Source organism: Pseudomonas aegrilactucae, from assembly GCF_019168305.1.
In the GTDB taxonomy this organism is placed as follows: domain Bacteria; phylum Pseudomonadota; class Gammaproteobacteria; order Pseudomonadales; family Pseudomonadaceae; genus Aquipseudomonas; species Aquipseudomonas aegrilactucae.
In genome coordinates this window covers 1-17,819 of sequence record NZ_JAHTBI010000070.1, presented here as the reverse complement: position 1 = coordinate 17,819, position 17,819 = coordinate 1, and the positions used below count along the sequence as shown (strand labels likewise).

The 17,819-nt window shown below is 65.3% G+C and carries 13 protein-coding genes and 1 pseudogene; 6 read left to right on the top strand and 8 right to left on the bottom strand.

Going from position 1 to position 17,819, the window contains the following annotated elements:
* Positions 1-45 precede the first annotated feature (45 nt).
* The 5 genes and pseudogenes from KUO17_RS18900 to KUO17_RS18880 all read left to right on the top strand — a co-directional run bounded on the left by KUO17_RS18900 (position 46) and on the right by KUO17_RS18880 (position 4,740).
* The gene (locus tag KUO17_RS18900; protein ID WP_217977043.1) at positions 46-372 is read left to right on the top strand and encodes an MliC family protein; all 327 of its coding nucleotides are present in this window, start codon (positions 46-48) and stop codon (positions 370-372) included.
* A gap of 102 nt (positions 373-474) precedes the next feature.
* A complete protein-coding gene (gene fba / locus KUO17_RS18895) occupies positions 475-1,539 on the top strand; it encodes a class II fructose-bisphosphate aldolase (protein ID WP_217977042.1) in 1,065 nt (354 codons plus the stop codon).
* A gap of 216 nt (positions 1,540-1,755) precedes the next feature.
* A pseudogene (locus KUO17_RS18890) lies at positions 1,756-3,864 on the top strand (putative bifunctional diguanylate cyclase/phosphodiesterase); the annotation flags it as partial.
* A 61-nt stretch (positions 3,865-3,925) separates the two neighbouring features.
* Positions 3,926-4,426 carry a M48 metallopeptidase family protein gene (locus tag KUO17_RS18885; protein WP_217977040.1) on the top strand — a complete coding sequence of 167 codons (501 nt, stop codon included), beginning with the start codon at positions 3,926-3,928 and terminating at the stop codon, positions 4,424-4,426.
* 17 nt (positions 4,427-4,443) lie between these two features.
* Positions 4,444-4,740 (top strand): winged helix-turn-helix domain-containing protein, encoded by a 297-nt coding sequence (locus tag KUO17_RS18880; RefSeq protein ID WP_217977060.1) that lies wholly within the window; start codon positions 4,444-4,446, stop codon positions 4,738-4,740.
* Here KUO17_RS18880 and KUO17_RS18875 read toward each other — a convergent pair.
* On the bottom strand, positions 4,731-5,198 hold the full coding sequence (locus KUO17_RS18875) for a GNAT family N-acetyltransferase (protein WP_217977039.1): 468 nt from the start codon (positions 5,196-5,198) through the stop codon (positions 4,731-4,733). The genes KUO17_RS18880 and KUO17_RS18875 overlap by 10 nt on opposite strands.
* A 244-nt stretch (positions 5,199-5,442) precedes the next feature.
* On the opposite strand from KUO17_RS18875, the gene KUO17_RS18870 reads away from it, so the two are divergent.
* Positions 5,443-6,180, top strand: coding sequence for a substrate-binding periplasmic protein (locus KUO17_RS18870; protein ID WP_217977038.1), 738 nt, complete (start codon positions 5,443-5,445; stop codon positions 6,178-6,180).
* Here KUO17_RS18870 and yccS read toward each other — a convergent pair whose 3' ends face one another.
* The 7 genes from yccS to KUO17_RS18835 all read right to left on the bottom strand — a co-directional run bounded on the left by yccS (position 6,181) and on the right by KUO17_RS18835 (position 17,381).
* The gene (gene yccS / locus KUO17_RS18865) at positions 6,181-8,361 is read right to left on the bottom strand and encodes a YccS family putative transporter (protein WP_217977037.1); all 2,181 of its coding nucleotides are present in this window, start codon (positions 8,359-8,361) and stop codon (positions 6,181-6,183) included.
* A gap of 121 nt (positions 8,362-8,482) precedes the next feature.
* A complete protein-coding gene (locus KUO17_RS18860) occupies positions 8,483-9,664 on the bottom strand; it encodes a BaiN/RdsA family NAD(P)/FAD-dependent oxidoreductase (RefSeq protein WP_217977036.1) in 1,182 nt (393 codons plus the stop codon).
* Between the two features lie 128 nt (positions 9,665-9,792).
* Positions 9,793-11,130: an ATP-dependent RNA helicase DbpA gene (gene dbpA / locus KUO17_RS18855; protein ID WP_255263674.1), complete on the bottom strand. Its 1,338-nt coding sequence runs from the start codon at positions 11,128-11,130 to the stop codon at positions 9,793-9,795.
* A 105-nt stretch (positions 11,131-11,235) separates the two neighbouring features.
* Positions 11,236-12,663 (bottom strand): multidrug transporter subunit MdtD, encoded by a 1,428-nt coding sequence (gene mdtD / locus KUO17_RS18850; RefSeq protein ID WP_217977034.1) that lies wholly within the window; start codon positions 12,661-12,663, stop codon positions 11,236-11,238.
* Positions 12,664-12,773: 110 nt separating this feature from the next.
* Positions 12,774-14,105 (bottom strand): TldD/PmbA family protein, encoded by a 1,332-nt coding sequence (locus tag KUO17_RS18845; RefSeq protein WP_217977033.1) that lies wholly within the window; start codon positions 14,103-14,105, stop codon positions 12,774-12,776.
* Positions 14,105-15,547, bottom strand: coding sequence for a TldD/PmbA family protein (locus KUO17_RS18840; protein ID WP_217977032.1), 1,443 nt, complete (start codon positions 15,545-15,547; stop codon positions 14,105-14,107). Before KUO17_RS18840 ends, KUO17_RS18845 begins: the two co-directional genes overlap by 1 nt.
* 31 nt (positions 15,548-15,578) lie before the next feature.
* Positions 15,579-17,381: an acyl-CoA dehydrogenase gene (locus KUO17_RS18835; protein WP_217977031.1), complete on the bottom strand. Its 1,803-nt coding sequence runs from the start codon at positions 17,379-17,381 to the stop codon at positions 15,579-15,581.
* Positions 17,382-17,819: the final 438 nt, after the last annotated feature.

Here is a 17,819-nt window from a genome sequence, read left to right as displayed (position 1 = left end):
CATGGCAACCTGTTGCCAGGTTCGTGGTCTTCTAGAGGATTGTGGATGAAACGCGTTGTGGCCTTGATGGCCCTGGCACTACTGGCAGGATGCGCACAGTTGCGGTCAGCCCCGGCACCGACTGACACCTGGACCCGCTGGGTCTGTGACAGCGGCGCCGAGGTGTCGTGGCGGTTTGCCGATGCGCGCCAGGAGGCTGTGGATGTTCGCCTTGGCGGCGCTGACCAGGTCTATCGGCTCAAGCCGGAGCCCGGTGCCTCGGGCGCGCTGTACAGCGATGGCGTGCTGGCCTTGCACACCAAGGGCGATGAAGGCCTGGTGTACTGGGTGGCAACCAACGATTTGATAGGGCGGGGCTGCAAGGCACCGTGACTGGCCGGGCCGACCTGTGTTGGCCCACACTACTTGAATAGCAACCGCCGCTGCGGCAGGCTTGCACGATTAACACGACGCTTGTCGGGAGAGAGATACACAATGGCACTCATTAGCATGCGCCAGATGCTGGACCACGCCGCCGAATTCGGCTACGGCGTTCCGGCTTTCAACGTCAACAACCTCGAGCAAATGCGCGCCATCATGGAAGCCGCCGACAAGACCGACTCCCCGGTGATTGTCCAGGCCTCGGCCGGTGCCCGCAAATACGCCGGTGCGCCGTTCCTGCGCCACCTGATCCTGGCGGCGATCGAAGAATTCCCGCACATCCCGGTGTGCATGCACCAGGACCACGGCACCAGCCCTGACGTGTGCCAGCGCTCGATCCAGCTGGGCTTCAGCTCGGTCATGATGGACGGCTCGCTGGGCGTGGACGGCAAAACCCCTACCGACTACGACTACAACGTACGTGTCACCCAGCAGACCGTGGCCATGGCCCATGCCTGCGGCGTGTCGGTAGAAGGCGAGCTGGGCTGCCTGGGTTCGCTGGAAACCGGCATGGCCGGTGAAGAAGACGGTATCGGCGCCGAAGGCGTGCTGGACCACAGCCAGATGCTGACCGACCCTGAAGAAGCGGCTGACTTCGTCAAGCGCACCCAGGTCGATGCCCTGGCCATCGCCATCGGCACCAGCCACGGCGCCTACAAGTTCACCAAGCCGCCTACCGGCGACGTGCTGGCGATCGACCGGATCAAAGAGATCCACAAACGCATCCCCAACACTCACCTGGTCATGCACGGTTCGTCGTCGGTGCCGCAAGAGTGGCTGGCGATCATCAACCAGTACGGTGGCGACATCAAGGAAACCTACGGCGTACCGGTTGAAGAAATCGTCGAAGGCATCAAGCACGGCGTGCGCAAGGTCAACATCGACACCGACCTGCGCCTGGCGTCCACCGGGGCCATGCGTCGCCTGATGGCCACCCACCCGAGCGAGTTCGACCCGCGCAAGTTCTTTGGCGAAACCGTCAAGGCCATGCGTGACGTGTGCATCGCCCGTTACGAGGCCTTCGGCACTGCCGGCAACGCCTCGAAGATCAAGCCGATCTCGCTTGAAGGCATGTTCCAGCGTTACGCCAACGGTGAGTTGGCCGCCAAGGTCAACTAAGCCTCGGTTGTACAGAAAACCCGCAGCGATGCGGGTTTTTTTATGCCTGTTCGCTGGCAGGCACTGGAAATGGCCCGAAGTGACAGACCGTTAGTCGGCCAACGCCCGTTTAAATGAGTGATGGCCATGTGCTGACTTCTGATTTGTGTCAGCCGGGTCTAGAGTAAAGCCGCAGGCTACATCCGGTATTTGGCGTCGTTATACAAGAGAAGCAGCATGGATTGCGCGCACACTCCTACCCACGATGGCGGCTCGGTATTGCTGATCGTCGATGATTACCCGGAAAACCTGATCAGCATGCGGGCCCTGCTCGCGCGTCAGGACTGGGAAGTATTGACCGCAAGTTCAGGTACCGAAGCGCTGAGCAAGCTGCTCGAGCACGAAGTGGATCTGGTGCTGCTGGACGTGCAGATGCCCGGCATGGACGGCTTCGAAGTTGCGCGCCTGATGCGTGGCAGCCAGCGCACGCGCCTTACCCCGATTATCTTCCTCACCGCCAACGAACAATCCCAGGCCGCGGTGCTCAAGGGCTATGCCAGTGGCGCGGTGGACTACCTGTTCAAACCGTTCGACCCGCAGATTCTCAAGCCCAAGGTGCAGGCCCTGCTCGAACAGCAGCGCAACCGTCGCTCCCTGCAGCGCCTGAGCCACGACCTGGAGGTGGCGCGGGCGTTCAATGCCTCGGTGCTGGACAACGCCGCCGAAGGCATTCTGGTGGTGGCCGAAGACGGTTGCATCCGCTTTGCCAACCCGGCCATCTCGCGTCTGCTCCAGGCCCCGGTCGAGCGCCTGCAGGGCGCCGATCTGTTGAGTTTCGTGCAATCGCCGATGCCCACGCTGTGGCGCGACTCGGCGTTCTACCAGGCCTACCTGGACCGCGACATCTACCGCCTGCACGATGCGCTGTTGCGCACGGCCTCCGGGCATCCGCTGCCGGTGGCGTTGTCGTGCGCGGCGCTGCCCGGCGAGCAGCGTGCGATGGTGGTCACGGTGCTGGACATGTCGGTGGTGCGCAGCCTGCACCAGCAACTGGAGTTCCAGGCGGTCACCGACCCACTGACCGGCCTGCTCAACCGACGCGGTTTTTACCAGGCGGCCGAAAGTACCCTGGTGCGCAGTGAGCACAGTGACAAGGCACAAGCCTTGCTGTACCTGGACCTGGACGGTTTCAAGCGCATCAACGATTCGCTCGGGCACGCCGTGGGTGATCGCGTGCTGCACTGGGTGGCCGAGCAGCTCAAGGAGTGCCTGGGCGCATACGGGATACTGGCCCGCATGGGCGGCGATGAGTTCACCGCGCTGCTCGATGCGCTGGACTACCCCGAGCAGGCCGCGCGCTTTGCCGAAAAACTGATCGAGCGCATGTCGATCTGCCAGCAGGTCGACGGCCTGGACGTGACCTTGGGGGTCAGCATAGGCATTGCGACCTACCCCGACTGCGGGCCCCATCTGGATGGCCTGCTGCGAGCGGCGGACGCGGCAATGTATGCCGCCAAGCAGGCCGGTCGCCAGCAGTACCGCTACTATGACCAGGAGCTCAATGGCCGCGCCCGCTCGCGCCTGATGCTTGAAGACAGCGTGCGCGATGCGATCGAGCGCCACGATTTCAGCCTGGTGTACCAGCCGCAGGTGTCGCTTGCCGATGGTCGCCTGCGTGGCTTCGAGGCGTTGTTGCGCTGGCAGCACCCCAGCGTGGGCGATGTGCCGCCCGGTTTGTTCCTGCCATTGCTCGAAGAGGCGCGGCTGATTTCACGCCTGGCCAGCTGGATCTACACCCAGGGCGCGGTGCAGCGCCGTGCCTGGCGCGAGCAGTTCGGGCCGACGCTGGTGCTGGGCATCAGCCTGAGCCGGGTGCAGTTCGCCATGCCCAACCTGGTCGAGGAACTGGGGCGGGTGATCGCCAGCCATGGGTTGCAGGCGGCGCAGTTGGAGGTGGAGGTGGCAGAGACATCGCTGGCCGCCAATCTGGACATCGCGCTCACGCAACTGCACAAGTTGCGCGAGCTGGGGGTGCGTGTGGCGCTCGACGACTTCGGTGCCGGGGAGTGCTCGCTGCGCCTGCTGCGCGACCTGCCGATCGACACCCTCAAGCTCGATCGCCACCTGGTCGCGTGCCTGCCTGACTCGGCGGCCGACGCCGCCCTGGTGCGCAGTGTGATCGACCTGTGCAAGGCCTATTCGGTCAGCGTGATAGCCGAAGGCGTCGAGACCCTTGAGCAGGCCCGTTGGCTCAAGGCCAATGGTTGCGACTATGTGCAAGGGTTTCTGGTGGCAAGACCGTTGACCGCCCAGGCGGCGGGGGTGTTCCCGGGTTTTTTCGACTGGCAGGCGGGCGACGCGCCAGAATTGGGTAAACTGGCGCCTTTGCCCGCCACTGCCTGTGCCCATGACCGTGCTCAAGTACCTGCAAGCCTATCCGCCTGCCCTGCAAGATCAGGTGCGCCAGTTGATCGCCCAGAACCGTCTGGGTGACTACCTGCGCCAGCGTTACCCCGAGCGCCACGCCGTGCAGAGCGACAAGGCCCTGTATGCCTACGTGCAGGCCTTGAAACAGGAGCACCTGCGCAAGGCGCCGAACCTGGACAAGGTGCTGTTCGACAGCCGGCTGGACCTCACGCACCGTGCGCTGGGCCTGCATACCGCAGTGTCGCGGGTGCAGGGCGGCAAGCTCAAGGCCAAGAAGGAGATCCGCGTGGCGGCGTTGTTCAAGGACGCGGCGCCGGAATTTCTGAAGATGATCGTGGTACACGAGCTGGCGCACCTGAAGGAAAGCGATCACAACAAGGCGTTCTATCAACTCTGTGAATACATGCAGCCGGGCTACCATCAACTGGAGTTCGACCTGCGCATCTACCTGACCTGGCGCGACCTGCCGGGTGCTTCGTGAGCGAAAGGGATGTGTCGATGGACGTGAGCAAGACCAAGACCAGTTTCTACCGTCGCCTGTACGTGGCGTGGCTGATCGACAGCCGCACGGCCAGCAGTGTGCCGGCGCTGATGGAGGCTACCGGCATGCCCCGGCGTACCGCGCAGGACACCATCGCGGCGCTGGCCGACCTGGACATCCTGTGCGAGTTCGAGCAGCAGGAAGGGGCGCGCAACCATGCCGGGCATTACCGGATTCGTGACTGGGGAGCGATCGACAAGCAGTGGATCATGCACCACCTGCGCACGATCCGTGAGGTGCTGGGTTACCCCTGAGGGCCCTTGTGCCGGCGCATGCCAATGTGTGGAATGTCATCCTCCAGATAAGGCTCCCCCACCACCTCGAACCCGTGCCGCGCATAGTAATCCTGCAGATGTGCCTGCGCCGACAGGTACACCGGCACGCCCGGCCACTGCTTCTCGGCCTGCTCCAGCCCCTGCACCAATAGCGTATGCCCCAAGCCCTCGCCGCGCGCAGACGGTGCAATCACCACGCGCCCGATCACCACGTCGCCACCCTGTGACTCCGGGTCCAGCAGGCGCAGGTAGGCCACCAACGCACTGTCACGCCATGCCATCAAATGGCAGGTATCGCCGTCCAGGTCCTGGCCATCGGTCTCCAGATAAGGGCATTTCTGTTCCACCACGAACACTTCAACCCGCAGTTTGAGCAGCGCATACAGCTGCTCCTTGCCCAGGTCGGTGTGATGTTTGCAAATCCAGTCGATCGCCATGGCAATGCTCTCTTTGATGATGCCTCGATCATAACCATCCCCGGCCACCGTCGCGACCGGGGCGAAATTGCCGTAGATCAAGGCGATTGTGAAACCCGGCGAATTAGCGGCAATTAGCTATCACCGGACACTGCCCGTCCCGGGCATCTTTGTGTAATCTGCCAGGGCATCCTAGAGTTTTGGCACTAAAAGTTCTCAAGCCATTCATGAGAGTGCGGACCTGGTTCCGCTATAGGATTTGAGCATGCGGCCACTGCTTCGAGCCTTGGGTTTGCTTGGGATCATGCTCTGCACCCCTGCGGCGCAAGCCGAGCAGCTGCGGCTGGTGGCCGATGCCTGGCCACCGTTCACCGATGCCAGCATGCCCAACGGCGGCCTGGCCACGGCGATCGTCACCACCGCATTGCAGCGCGCAGGCTTTGCCAGCGGGTTCGAGCAGGTGCCCTGGGCCCGTGCCTTGCTGGGGGTGGGCGATGGGCGCTATGACGTGCTGATCAACGCTTGGAAGAGCGACGCACGGGCCGGTATCGGTCAGTTCTCCCAAGGCTACCTGAGCAACCGTATCCGCCTGCTCAAACGCAAGGGTGACAGCCTGCGCTTCGACAGCCTGGGCGATCTTCATCCGCACCCGATCGCTGTGGTGCGCGACTATGCCTACGCCGCCGAGTTTGACGCCGATGGGCGCCTGCAGAAGGTGCCGGTGCGCAATTTTTCGGTGGCCGTGGGCATGCTCGTCGCTGGCCGCGTGCGCCTGACCCTGGAAGACGAGTACGTCGCGCATTACTTCCTGCAACGTGAAGCCGCGACGGTGCGTGACGCGGTGGAGTTCTTCGGCAAGCCGGTCAGCGAGAACAGCCTGCATATTCTGGTCAGCCTGAAAAACCCCCGGCATGCGCAGATCGTGGCTGGCTTCGACCAGGCCATCGCGGCCATGAAGGCCGATGGCAGCTATGCCCGCCTGCTCAAGGACTACGGCCTGTGATCAGGCCGGGGTGTCCTTGATCAGGTGCGCGGCGAGGGTGCGCAGCGGGCCCAGCTGACGGCAGATCAGGGCGAGCTGGGTCTGCACCAGCCGCTGGTTCTCGTCCATTTCCTCGGGCATCTGCTCAAGGCTGGCGGCCAGGCTCTCCTCGGCGTCGCTGTGGATCGCCACCGGGGTCTTGCTGGCCAGGCCCGTGGCAATCTCGTCCAGGCTGCTGGCCAGGCTTGCGCCGGCGCCATCGATCAATTGCTCGTGCGCCTCAGGCGCCAGGGCGCTGTCGCGGTGCGCACCGAGGCCCGAGAGGTAGCTGAGCAAGGTGTGCGACAGCACCAGGAAGCGAAAGCCCACGTCGGCCTCCTTACGGAAATGCCCCGGCTCCATCAGCATGTTGGCCAGCGTGGTCGACAGCGCCGCGTCGGCGTTGTGCGCATTGCGCCGGGCCAGGCGGTAGGCCAGGTTGTCGCTCTTGCCCTGGGCGTACTGCTGCATGATCTGGCGCAGGTAGGTGCTGTTGCAGCTCAGGGTGTTGGCCAGCACCTTGTTCAGGCGCCGCCCCTGCCAGTCGGGCAGGAACAGGAACACGGCCAGGATCGCGATCAGGCTGCCCACCAGGGTATCGAACAGGCGCGGCAGGAACAGCCCGTAGCCGTCGCCGATCTGGTTGAAGCAGAACAGCACCATCAGCGTGATCGCCGCCGTGGCCAGGGTGTAGCGGGTGGTGCGGTTGACGAAGAACACCACCCCGGCGGCCACCGCGAACATCGATTGCACCAGCGCGCTGGGGAACAGGTCGAACAGTGCCCAGCCCACGGTCAGGCCGATGGCGGTGCCGATGATGCGCTGCCCCAGCTTGCGCCGGGTGGCGCCGTAGCTGGGCTGGCACACGAACAGGGTGGTGAGGATGATCCAGTAGCCCTGGGTGGGGTGGATCAGGTGCACCATGCCATAGCCCACCGACAGTGCCAGCGGCAGGCGCAGGGCGTGGCGGAAGATCAGCGAGGTCGGTGTGAGGTGCTGGCGCAGGCGGCTCCACACATCCTTGAGGCTGCGCGGCGAGCGGTCGAGCAGGCTCGAGTCGCTGTTGTCGGCCAGGTTGTCAGGGTTGCTCGCATCGCTGAGCAGGCGGTCGAGGGTGGTGAGGTTGGCCGCCAGCGCGCGCAACGAGCGCAGCAGGCCGCGCCAGGCCGGGTTGCTCTGGATACGCAGGTGCTCCAGCGAGGCGCTCAGGTCGTCCAGCGCGGCGGCAAAGCCTGAGTCGTACACGAACGGCTGGCGCAGCTGGATCGATTCGGACAGCTGTACGCAGGCCTTGCCCTGCTGGCGCAGCAGGCGCTGGCAGCGGAACAGCACGTCGCTGTGGAAGAACGCATCGGTCAGCGCGTTGTACGGGTAGTGCGAGGAGCTGGCGCGCTCGTGGATGTCCTGGGCCAGGAAGTACAGCTTCAGGTAGCGGCTGACCTTGGAGCCGGGCCGGCCATTGCCCACGCGGTGCAGGATGATTTCCTTGGCGGCATTGAGTGCGGCCACCACCTTGCCGTTCTGCTGGGCCAGTTCCAGGCGCCGCGCTTCGACGTCCAGCTGGCGGATCGGCTCGAACAGCGTGGCCTTGAGCTTGAGGTAGCGGCCCAGCTCGCGAAACAGCCGCGCCAGGCTCTGTTGCACCGGCTGGTTGGAGAACAGCGCCTGCCACAGCACCGACAGCAGCCCGTACCACGCTGCGCCGGCCACCAGCAGCAGGGGTTCGTGCCAGAAGTCGGTGACCTGGCCGCCGCGCTGGTCCACCCCGATCATGGTGTACACCGACAGGATCAGCGTGGCCGAGGCGATCGCCCCGTAGCGCTCGCCCAGCGCGCCGAGCATGGTCAGGCCGAAGGCGGCCAGGGCCAGCGCGCAGCCGAACACGATCGGGTAGGGAAACAGCAGCTCTACCGACAGGGCGGCGACGGTGAAACACACCAGGGTCACGGCCAGCGCATTGAGGCGGCCTTGCCAGCTGTCGTCGGTCTCGGCCAGGGCGCTGGCGATAATGCCGAGGAACAGCGGGATCAACAGGCCCATTTCGTCCTGGTACCAGCACAGCGCCATGCTGCCGGTAAGGGCGATCAAGACCCGGATGCTGTAGCTGAACTTGTCCAGGGCCCACAGACGACGTAGCGAATGGCTGAAGGAAGACGATGACATGATAGGGCGGCAGGCCTGCTTGGCGATGATCGAAATTGAGCCGGTCACGGTGCCAGCGAGCGGTCACCGTGTTCACGTACCAGCAAAATTTGTTCCGTGATGCGCGATTCTACCGCGAAGCTCAGACGAACTGCGCGGCCGCGTACGCAGAAGCCCAGGCCCACTGGAAATTGAACCCGCCCAGGTGCCCGCTCACATCCAGCACTTCACCGACGAAGTACAGGCCGGGGCTTTTCAGCGACTCCATGGTCTTGGACGACACCTCGCGGGTGTCCACGCCGCCCAGGGTGACCTCGGCGGTGCGATAGCCTTCGGTGCCGGCCGGCACCACGTGCCAGGCCGCCAGTTTTTCGGCGACCTCGGCCAGCTCTGCCGGCGTGTACTGCTTCATTGGCTTGGACACGAACCAGTGTTCGGCCAGCAAATTGGCCATTTTCTTGGTGAACAGTTCGCCCAGCAGGGTTTTCAGCTCGCTGTTGGGGCGTTCGGCCTGCTGCTGTTGCAGCCAGCCGAGGGCGTCATGGTCGGGCAGCAGGTTGATCTGGACGCTGTCGCCGCTGTCCCAGAACGAGGAGATCTGCAGAATTGCCGGCCCGCTCAGGCCGCGGTGGGTGAACAGCAGGTTCTCGCGAAAGCTTTCGCCGTTGCAGCTGGCGATGCAGTCGACCGAGGTGCCCGACAGCTCGGTGCAGATGGCCTTGAGTTGCGGCTCGGTGATGGTGAAGGGTACCAGCCCGGCGCGGGTCGGCAGCAGGCTGTGGCCGAACTGGCGGGCCACCTGGTAGCCGAAGCCGGTGGCGCCCAGGGTCGGGATCGAGAGACCGCCGGTGGCGATCACCAGCGACTGGCATTGCAGCGTGCCCATGCTGGTTTCGAGCAGGTAGCCGTGTTCGAGTTTTTCGATCTGCTCCACACGGGTGTCCATGTGCAGTGCGGCGCCGGCGCCCTGGCATTCGCTCAGGAGCATCTCGAGGATGTCGCTGGACTTGTTGTCGCAGAACAGCTGGCCGAGTTTTTTCTCGTGGTAGGGCACGGCGTGCTTGCCGACCATCTCGATGAAGTCCCACTGGGTGTAGCGGGCCAGGGCCGACTTGCAGAAATGCGGGTTGTGCGAGAGGAAGTTGGCGGGTTCGGTGTACAGGTTGGTGAAATTGCAGCGCCCACCGCCGGACATCAGGATCTTCTTGCCGGGCTTGTTGGCGTGGTCCAGCAGCAGCACCTGGCGGCCGCGATTGGCGGCGTGGAGGGCGCACATCAGGCCGGCGGCGCCAGCGCCGATGATGATCACTTCGGTGGAACGCACTGCAACATCCTCGAAATTGGTGGTGAAACATTCGCTGGCAAGCCAGCTCCCACAGGGTTCTTTGGCGTTCACACAACCCTGTGGGAGCTGGCTTGCCAGCGAAGTGGCCCTGAAGGGCGACAAAGACCTTAGACGATGCGAACCCGCAACGAACGCCCCTTGATCTTGCCGCTGTTGAGCCGCTGCAGCGCCTGCTTGGCCACGCCACGTTCGACCGCCACATAGGCCTGGAAGTCGAAGATCGCGATCTTGCCCACCTGGGTACCCGGGATACCGGCATCCCCGGTCAGTGCGCCCAGGATGTCGCCCGGCCGCAACTTGTCCTTGCGCCCGGCACCAATGCACAGCGTGCTCATGGTCGGCACCAGCGGCCCACCGGCCTGCGGCGCGAGGCTGTCGAGCTGCTCCCAGCGCAGCGGCGCCTTCTGCAATTGCTCGATGGCCTGTGCGCGGTGCGCTTCGGACGGTGCCACCAGGCTCGCTGCCAGGCCCTTTTCACCGGCACGGCCGGTACGGCCCACACGGTGCACGTGAATTTCCGAGTCACGCGCCAGCTCGACGTTGATCACCATGTCCAGCGCATCGATATCCAGCCCGCGCGCCGCCACGTCGGTGGCCACCAGCACCGAGGTGCTGCGGTTGGCGAACAGGGTCAGTACCTGGTCGCGGTCGCGCTGTTCCAGGTCGCCATGCAGCGACTCGGCGGCAATGCCCTTGGCCTGCAGGTGCTCGACCACTTCCTGGCACTGCTGCTTGGTAAAGCAGAACGCCACGCACGACTGCGGGCGGAAATGCGCCAGCAGGGTGGTCACTGCGTCCATGCGCTGCTCGGGCGAGATCTCGTAGAAACGCTGTTCGATCTGGTTGTCGGCGTGCAGCGATTCGGCCTTGACCTGTTGCGGGTTGCGCATGAACGCCGACGACAGCTGCTTGATGCCGGCCGGGTAGGTGGCCGAGAACAGCAGGGTCTGGCGACGCTCCGGGGTTTGCCCGAGGATATCGGCGATGGCGTCGTAGAAGCCCATGTCGAGCATGCGGTCGGCTTCATCGAGGACCAGGGTGTTGAGCCCGTCGAGTACCAGGGTGCCCTTGCGCAGGTGCTGCTGCACGCGGCCCGGGGTGCCGACGATGATGTGTGCGCCGTGCTCCAGCGAAGCGATCTGCGGGCCCAGCGACACGCCGCCGCACAGGGTCAGGATCTTGATGTTGTCTTCGGAGCGGGCCAGGCGGCGCAGCTCCTTGGCGACCTGGTCGGCCAGCTCGCGGGTCGGGCACAGCACCAGCGCCTGGCACCCGAAGTAGCGCGGGTTGATCGGGTTGAGCAGGCCGATGCCGAACGCGGCGGTCTTGCCGCTGCCGGTCTTGGCCTGGGCAATCAGGTCCATGCCCTTGAGGATCACCGGCAGGCTCTGGGCCTGGATCGGGGTCATCTGGGCGTAGCCGAGGGCGTCCAGGTTGGCCAGCATGGCGGCGGACAGCGGCAAGGTGGCGAATTCGGTGGCAATGGTGGTCACGAGGCGGGCCTGCAAAACAAAATGTCGCGCAGTGTACCAGCCTCGTGGCCAATAGCCCTAAGGCTCGATCTCCGGTTCCGGACGAGGGGCACGCCTCCCGTCCGCCTTGGACAGCTGCATGAAGATCGCTGCGGCCAGCATGGCCATCAGGCCGATGGTCAGGAAGGTCAGCTGGAACGCGCCCAGGGTGGTTTCCACGCCCTCGGCACTGCCGGCTGCGGTAAAGCCGCCCAGCAGTGCGCCGGCGCAGGCCACGCCCAGGCTCAGCGACAGTTGCGCGACCACCGACAGCAGGCTGTTGCCGCTGCTGGCGCTGGCGTCGTCCAGGTCGATCAGGGTCACGGTGTTCATGGCGGTGAACTGCAGTGAATTGACCGCGCCCAGCAGGCCCAGTTGCACCAGCAGCAGGGCGTAGGACGTGCTTTCGTCGACCAGGCCCAGGCTGCATAGCAGCAGGCCCAGCAGCAGGGTATTGCCGGTGAGGATGGTGCGGTAGCCGAAACGCTCGATCAGCGGCCGGGCGATGGACTTGGCGACCATGGCCGCAGCGGCCAGCGGGATCATGCTCATGCCCGCCTGCGACGGCGAGTAGCCCAGCGCCACCTGCAGCAGCAACGGCACCAGGAACGGCAGCGCGCCGCTGCCCAGGCGCGCGAACAGGTTGCCCAGGATGCCCACCGAGAAGGTCCGGGTGCGGAACAGCCGGGGCGAGAACAGCGGGTTGTCGATGCTGCCGGCGCGCAGCCAGTAGGCGGCCAGGCACGCCATGCCGGCGAACAGCAGCAACATCACCCGCAGGTGCGGCAGGTGCAGTTCGCCCAGGCCTTCCATGGCGATGGTGATCAGCACCATGGCGGCGCCGAACAGCACAAAGCCTACCCCATCGAAACGGGTGCGTTCCGAGCCGCGCAGGTCCGGGATGAATTTCCACACCGCATAGCAGCCCAGGGCGCCCACTGGCAGGTTGAGCAGGAAGATCCAGTGCCAGGTCAGGTATTCCACCAGCCAGCCGCCCAGGGTCGGGCCCAGCAGCGGGCCGAGCAGGCCGGGGATGGTGATGAAGCTCATGATGCGCACCAGCTCGGTACGCGGGTAGGCGCGCAGCACCACCAGGCGCCCCACCGGCAGCATCAGCGCGCCGCCCAGGCCCTGGATCACCCGTGCGCCCACCAGCATGCCGAGGCTGTTGGACAGTGCGCACAGCAGTGAGCCGAGGCTGAACAGCAGGATCGCGCTGAAGAAGATGCGCTTGGTGCCGAAGCGGTCGGCGACCCAGCCCGAGGCCGGGATCAGCAGCGCCACGGTGAGCATGTAGGCGATGATCACCGACTGCATGCGCAGCGGGTTTTCGGCCAGATCGCGGGCCATGGCGGGCAGGGCGGTGTTGAGGATGGTGCCGTCGAGCGACTGCATGAAGAAGGCGATGGCCACTACCCACGGAATCCAGCGGGCGGTGACGGGGTCCAGCGGGGTACGGTTGGGCATGCTCTATGTCCTTGAGGGCCCCTTCGCGGGCCAGTCGAAGCGTCGAACCGCAGCTCCCACAGGGGCGGCGGTGATCCCTGTGGGAGCGGGCTTGACCCGCGATGGAGGCATCACAATGTCAGCGTCAGGCGTTTGACCAGTGCCCCCGGCAAATGGCTCGAACTGGTCTGGCGCTGTCCGTAGGTGCTGGTCGACAGGATCAGCTCGCGCTCGCGGGTCAGCGCTTCGAGCTGCGAACCCAGCAGGCTGTACACGCTGTCATCGAAACGCATGGTGCTGACCGGTGCCTGGACCTGACCGTCCTCGACCCAGAACGTCGCAAAGCGCGTCAGCCCGGTCATGCGCGCCGCCGGCAGGTCGGAATAATTCAGGTACCACAGGTTGCTGATGTACAGCCCCGTGCCCAACCGGGCCAGCACTGCATCCAGTGCCAGGTCGCCGGCCGCCATGCTCAAGGCGCTTGGCGACTCGTGACCTTCGGCACCATTGGCCACCTGCTCGAACTCGGCGGCGCTGCGCGCGTTGGTCAACTGCTCCTGCGCCTTGCCGTGGTCAACCAGGCGCAGGTCGCTGCGTGGGTAACCCTCACCGGAAAACGCCGGGCTCAGCGAGCCGCTGACCTGCTCGGCCAGGTTCACCAGCGGGCTCAGCACTGCATCGCCGGCATACAGCCGCTGCAACGGGCTGTCCTTGCTGGCGATCGACTGCGCGGAAAAGCCGCCCCAGCACAGCATGCCCATGATCTCGTCCATCGCCGCCGGCGCCAGGTACGCCCGGTACTGGCCGGGGGCGAGCGTCTTGAGCGGGCGGCCCAGGTACGCCAGTTGTTCACGGGCCTGGGCCATGCGTCGCGCGAACGCCGCGTCCTCCCACACCTGTCCGGCATAGTTGGCCTTCACCGCCTGGCCATTGGCATGAAACAGGCTGAAATCGAAGTTGAAGCTGTTGGCCTGGTGCCAGCCAAAGGCACCGAACGAGCTGGCAAAGCCGCGGCTGATAGGGCCTGCGGCATAGATGCCGACGAGGTCGAGTTCGCTGGCGGCGTGCTCGATCTGGTCCAGCACCTGCGCTGTTTCGGGCAGCGGTGCATCCTGCACCTGGTGGCTGTGCCAGGCACTGTCGTTGAGCAGCAGGTACGGGTCGGCGGGGATCAGTGGCAGGATCTGGCGCAGCTCGGCCAGCGCCTGCTGCAGTTGATCGCGGTCCAGTGCCGGGTCGCCGCTGAGGGTCAGGTGCAGGTCGACCTGGCGCGCGTCGGCAATCAGCTTGAGGCTGGCACCGGCCTGCTGCACTTCACCCGCCTGGCGCACCTTGGCATGGTTGAAGCGAATGAAGGTGGACTGCTCGGCGCTGTAGCTCAGGGTGAACTGTTCGGGCGCGTGCACGTTGTCGCGCAGCCACGCGGCCAGCGCCTGGAAATGCTGCAAAGGGGTGGCGGCCATCAGGCGTCTCCTCCGAATACGTCGATCTGGCTGAACACGCAGGCCGGCGAGGCATGGCCCACGCGCACCACCTGGTTGGGCTCGCCCTTGCCGCAGTTGGGTGTGCCAAGCACCTTGAAGGTGCTGGCGTCGCCTACCGCGCTGAGGTTGCGCCAGAAGCCGGCGGAAATGCCGCGGTAGTTCGGGTTCTTGACCACGCCCTTGAGTTCGCCGTTTTCGATCAGTTGGCCCCATTCGCAGCCGAACTGGAACTTGTTGCGCGCGTCGTCGATGGACCAGGAGCGGTTGGTGCGCATCAGGATGCCATGCTCGATGCCGCCGACCAGTTGCGCCAGTGACTGGTCGCCCGGCTCGATGTTGAGGTTGGCCATGCGGTCGATCGGTGCGCGGTTCCAGCCGCAGGCGCGGCTGTTGGCCACCCCGTCCAGGCCCGAGCGGTACTGCGACAGCGCGCCGCCCAGCGGGCGCAGCAGCACGCCGTCGCGGATCAGGAACTGCTTGTGCGCAGGGGTGCCGTCATCGTCATGCGCGTAGCTGGCCAGCTCTTCGGGGATGGCCGGGTCGAAGGTCACGTTGAGCAACGGCGAGCCGTAGTGCAGGTGGCCGAAGTCTTCGGCCTTGATAAAGCTGGTGCCGGCGTAATTGCGCTCGTCGCCCAGGATGCGGTCCATCTCCAGCGGGTGGCCGATGGACTCGTGGATCTGCAGCATCATCTGGTCGGGCATCAGCAGCAGGTCGCGCACCCCGCTCGGGGTGTTGGGGGCCAGCAGCAGTTGCAGGGCCTGGTCGGCGACCTTGGCCCCTGCGCCGAGCAGGCCGCAGCGCTCGATCACATCGACGCCGCCTTGCTGGCCGAAGTTCTCGCGGCCCAGGCTGCGGCTCTGGCTGTCGCTGCCGTCGAAGGCGGTGACGCTCAGGCCGGGGAACACGAAGCGCTGCGCCTGGCGCAGTTCGGCGCCGGCACTGTTGAGGTAGATCTGCTCGACCGTGCTCAGGCCCAGGCTGGCCTGCCAGTTCACCAGGCGCGCGTCGCTCGGCACGCTGGCCGATTCGCGGGCCAGCAGCTCATAGCAGTCGGCCAGGGCGGGGAACAGCGTGTCCAGGTTGGGTGAGCAGTAGTCGGCGCGGCCGCTGGCGACGGCGTGTTCGCGCAGGTCGAGCAGGGCGTGGCGGGCGATCTGGCGGGCCAGCGCCTCGGCCTGGTCGAGGGCGCGTTGCAGGCCCGCCTGGGACAGGTCGGCGGTGGCCGCATAGGCCTCCACGCCATTGACCCGCGCGGTGAGCATCGCGCCCTGGTCGCGGGCCAGGCTTGGCGGTTCGGCGACGTTCTTGCGCACCGACAGGTGCTGATGGGATTCCTGCACGTAGCGCAGGGAGAAAAACTCGGCGCCGCTGTTCAGGCCAGCGAAGCGCTGGCGCAGCGGCGCGGTGAAGTCGAACATGCGCGAACCTCCGGGTGCCGGTGGTTCCCCCTCAGAACCACTCCTCGTGCATGCTCGGGCAGGTATCGTCGCGGGCCTCGAGCAATGCGAGGTCATTATGGCAGGCCGGTACTTCCCAGGTGAGGAAAAACCGTGCGGCCTGCAATTTGCCGCGGTAGAAGCCGGTATCGGCCGGATTGCCACGCGCCAGGCCCTGCTCGGCGCGTATCGCCTGTTCCAGCCAGCGCCAGCCGATCACGCAGTGGCCGAACGCCTTGAGGTACAACGCCGAGTTGGCCAAGGCAACATTGACCTGGCCTGTGGACAAGTCGCCGAGCAGGCCGAGGGTCACCTGCTGCAGGCGGTTGAGCAAGGATTCGAGGGGTTCGCGCAGCCGTTGCAGGCTTGGGTAGTCGGCGGCCTGTGCACAGGTGCTGGCGATCTGGCGGACCAGTTGCTTGAGCCCGGCGCCGCCGTGCTGCGCCAGCTTGCGCCCCAGCAGGTCCAGCGACTGGATGCCGTGGGTGCCCTCATGGATCGGGTTCAGGCGGTTGTCGCGGTAGTGCTGCTCCACGGGGTGGTCGCGGGTGTAGCCGTGGCCGCCGAGAATCTGGATCGCCAGTTCGTTGGCCTTGAGGCAGAACTCCGAGGGCCACGACTTGACGATGGGGGTCAGCAGGTCGAGCAATTGTTGAGCCTGCTGACGTTCGCCCTCGGTGGTCGCGGTGTGGCTGTCGTCGAACAGCCGGGCGGCGTACAGGCCCAGGTCGAACGCGCCTTCGACGTAGGCCTTCTGGGTCAGCAGCATGCGTTTCACATCGCTGTGCTGGATGATCGGCACGGCGGTGGTGGCGGGGTTCCTGTTGTCGGGCAGGCGGCCTTGCGGGCGTTGGCGGGCGTAGTCCAGCGAGTACAGGTAGCCGGCGTAGCCGAGCATCACCGCGCCCATGCCCACGCCGATGCGTGCCTCGTTCATCATCTGGAACATGCAGGTCAGGCCCTGGTGTGGTGGGCCGATGAGGTAGCCGACGCACTCGCCGTTGTCGCCGAAGTTGAGCGCGGTGGAGGTGGTGCCGCGCCAGCCCATCTTGTGGAACAGGCCGGCCAGCAGCACATCGTTGCGCGGGCCGAGGCTGCCGTCATCGTTGACCAGGAACTTGGGCACGATGAACAGCGAGATACCCTTCACCCCGGGTGGAGCATCCGGCAGCTTGGCCAGCACCAGGTGCACGATGTTCTCGGACAGTGTGTGATCGCCACCGGAGATGAAGATCTTGTTGCCCTTGAGGCGATAGCTGCCGTCGGCGGCGGGTTCGGCGCGTGTGCGGATATCGGCCAGCGAGCTGCCGGCGTGGGGCTCGGTGAGGGCCATGGTGCCGAAGCAGCGGCCTTCGATCATCGGTTGCAGAAACAGGCGTTTCTGCTCGTCGGTGCCGAAGGTCTCGATCAGGTTGGCGGCGCCCATGGTCAGGAACGGGTAGGCAGCGGTGCCGGCATTGGCGGCTTGAAAATGCGCGAAGCAGGCTTGCGAGAGCAGGGTGGGCAGTTGCATGCCACCGGCGTCGAAATCGCGGTTGGCGTTGAGGAAACCGGCGTTCAGGAAGGCGTCCACGGCCGGCTTGACCTCGGGGATCAGCATGGCTTCGCCGTTTTCGAAGCGGGGTTCGTGTTCGTCGCCTTTGCGGTTGTGCGGTGCGAAGTATCTTTCGGCCAGCGTGCGTGCGGTGTGCAGTGCGGCGTCGAAGGTTTCGCGGTTGTGGTCGGCGAAGCGTGGGCGTTGGGAGAGGGCTTCGGCGTCGAGCACTTCATAGAGTTCGAAGGCCAGGTTGCGGGCGCTGAGCAGGGTGTCGGACATGGCGGCCATACCTTGTTGGGGATGGGGCCGAGTCTAGGCAGGCGGGTGGGGTGGTGGACAGGTTAATAGGTGGGGGTGATGAGGGGGTACAGGGGGGCATCAGGTCTTGGTGCTTAATCCCAAGGGTGCCAGAGATACATTGGCTGTCACTTGGTGGTCCCACCGCAATCTGTTGCCGAGCAAACAAGGCTGACAGCGGCGATCCTGCAGGCCATGGCACGTTGCAGCAAATGTGGGAGCTGCGGTGCGACGACTCGACTTGCCAGCGAAGCGCCGCGCGGGCAGCGCTACCGATTCATGGCCGCTGGAGAGTATGTGCTGCAGCACAGAGGCCCATCGCAATCTGCTGCCAGCTACCAAGCTGGCAACCCAAATCTCACAGGCCATGGTGCGTTGCAGCAAATGTGGGAGCTGGCTTGCCAGCGAAGCGCCGCGCGG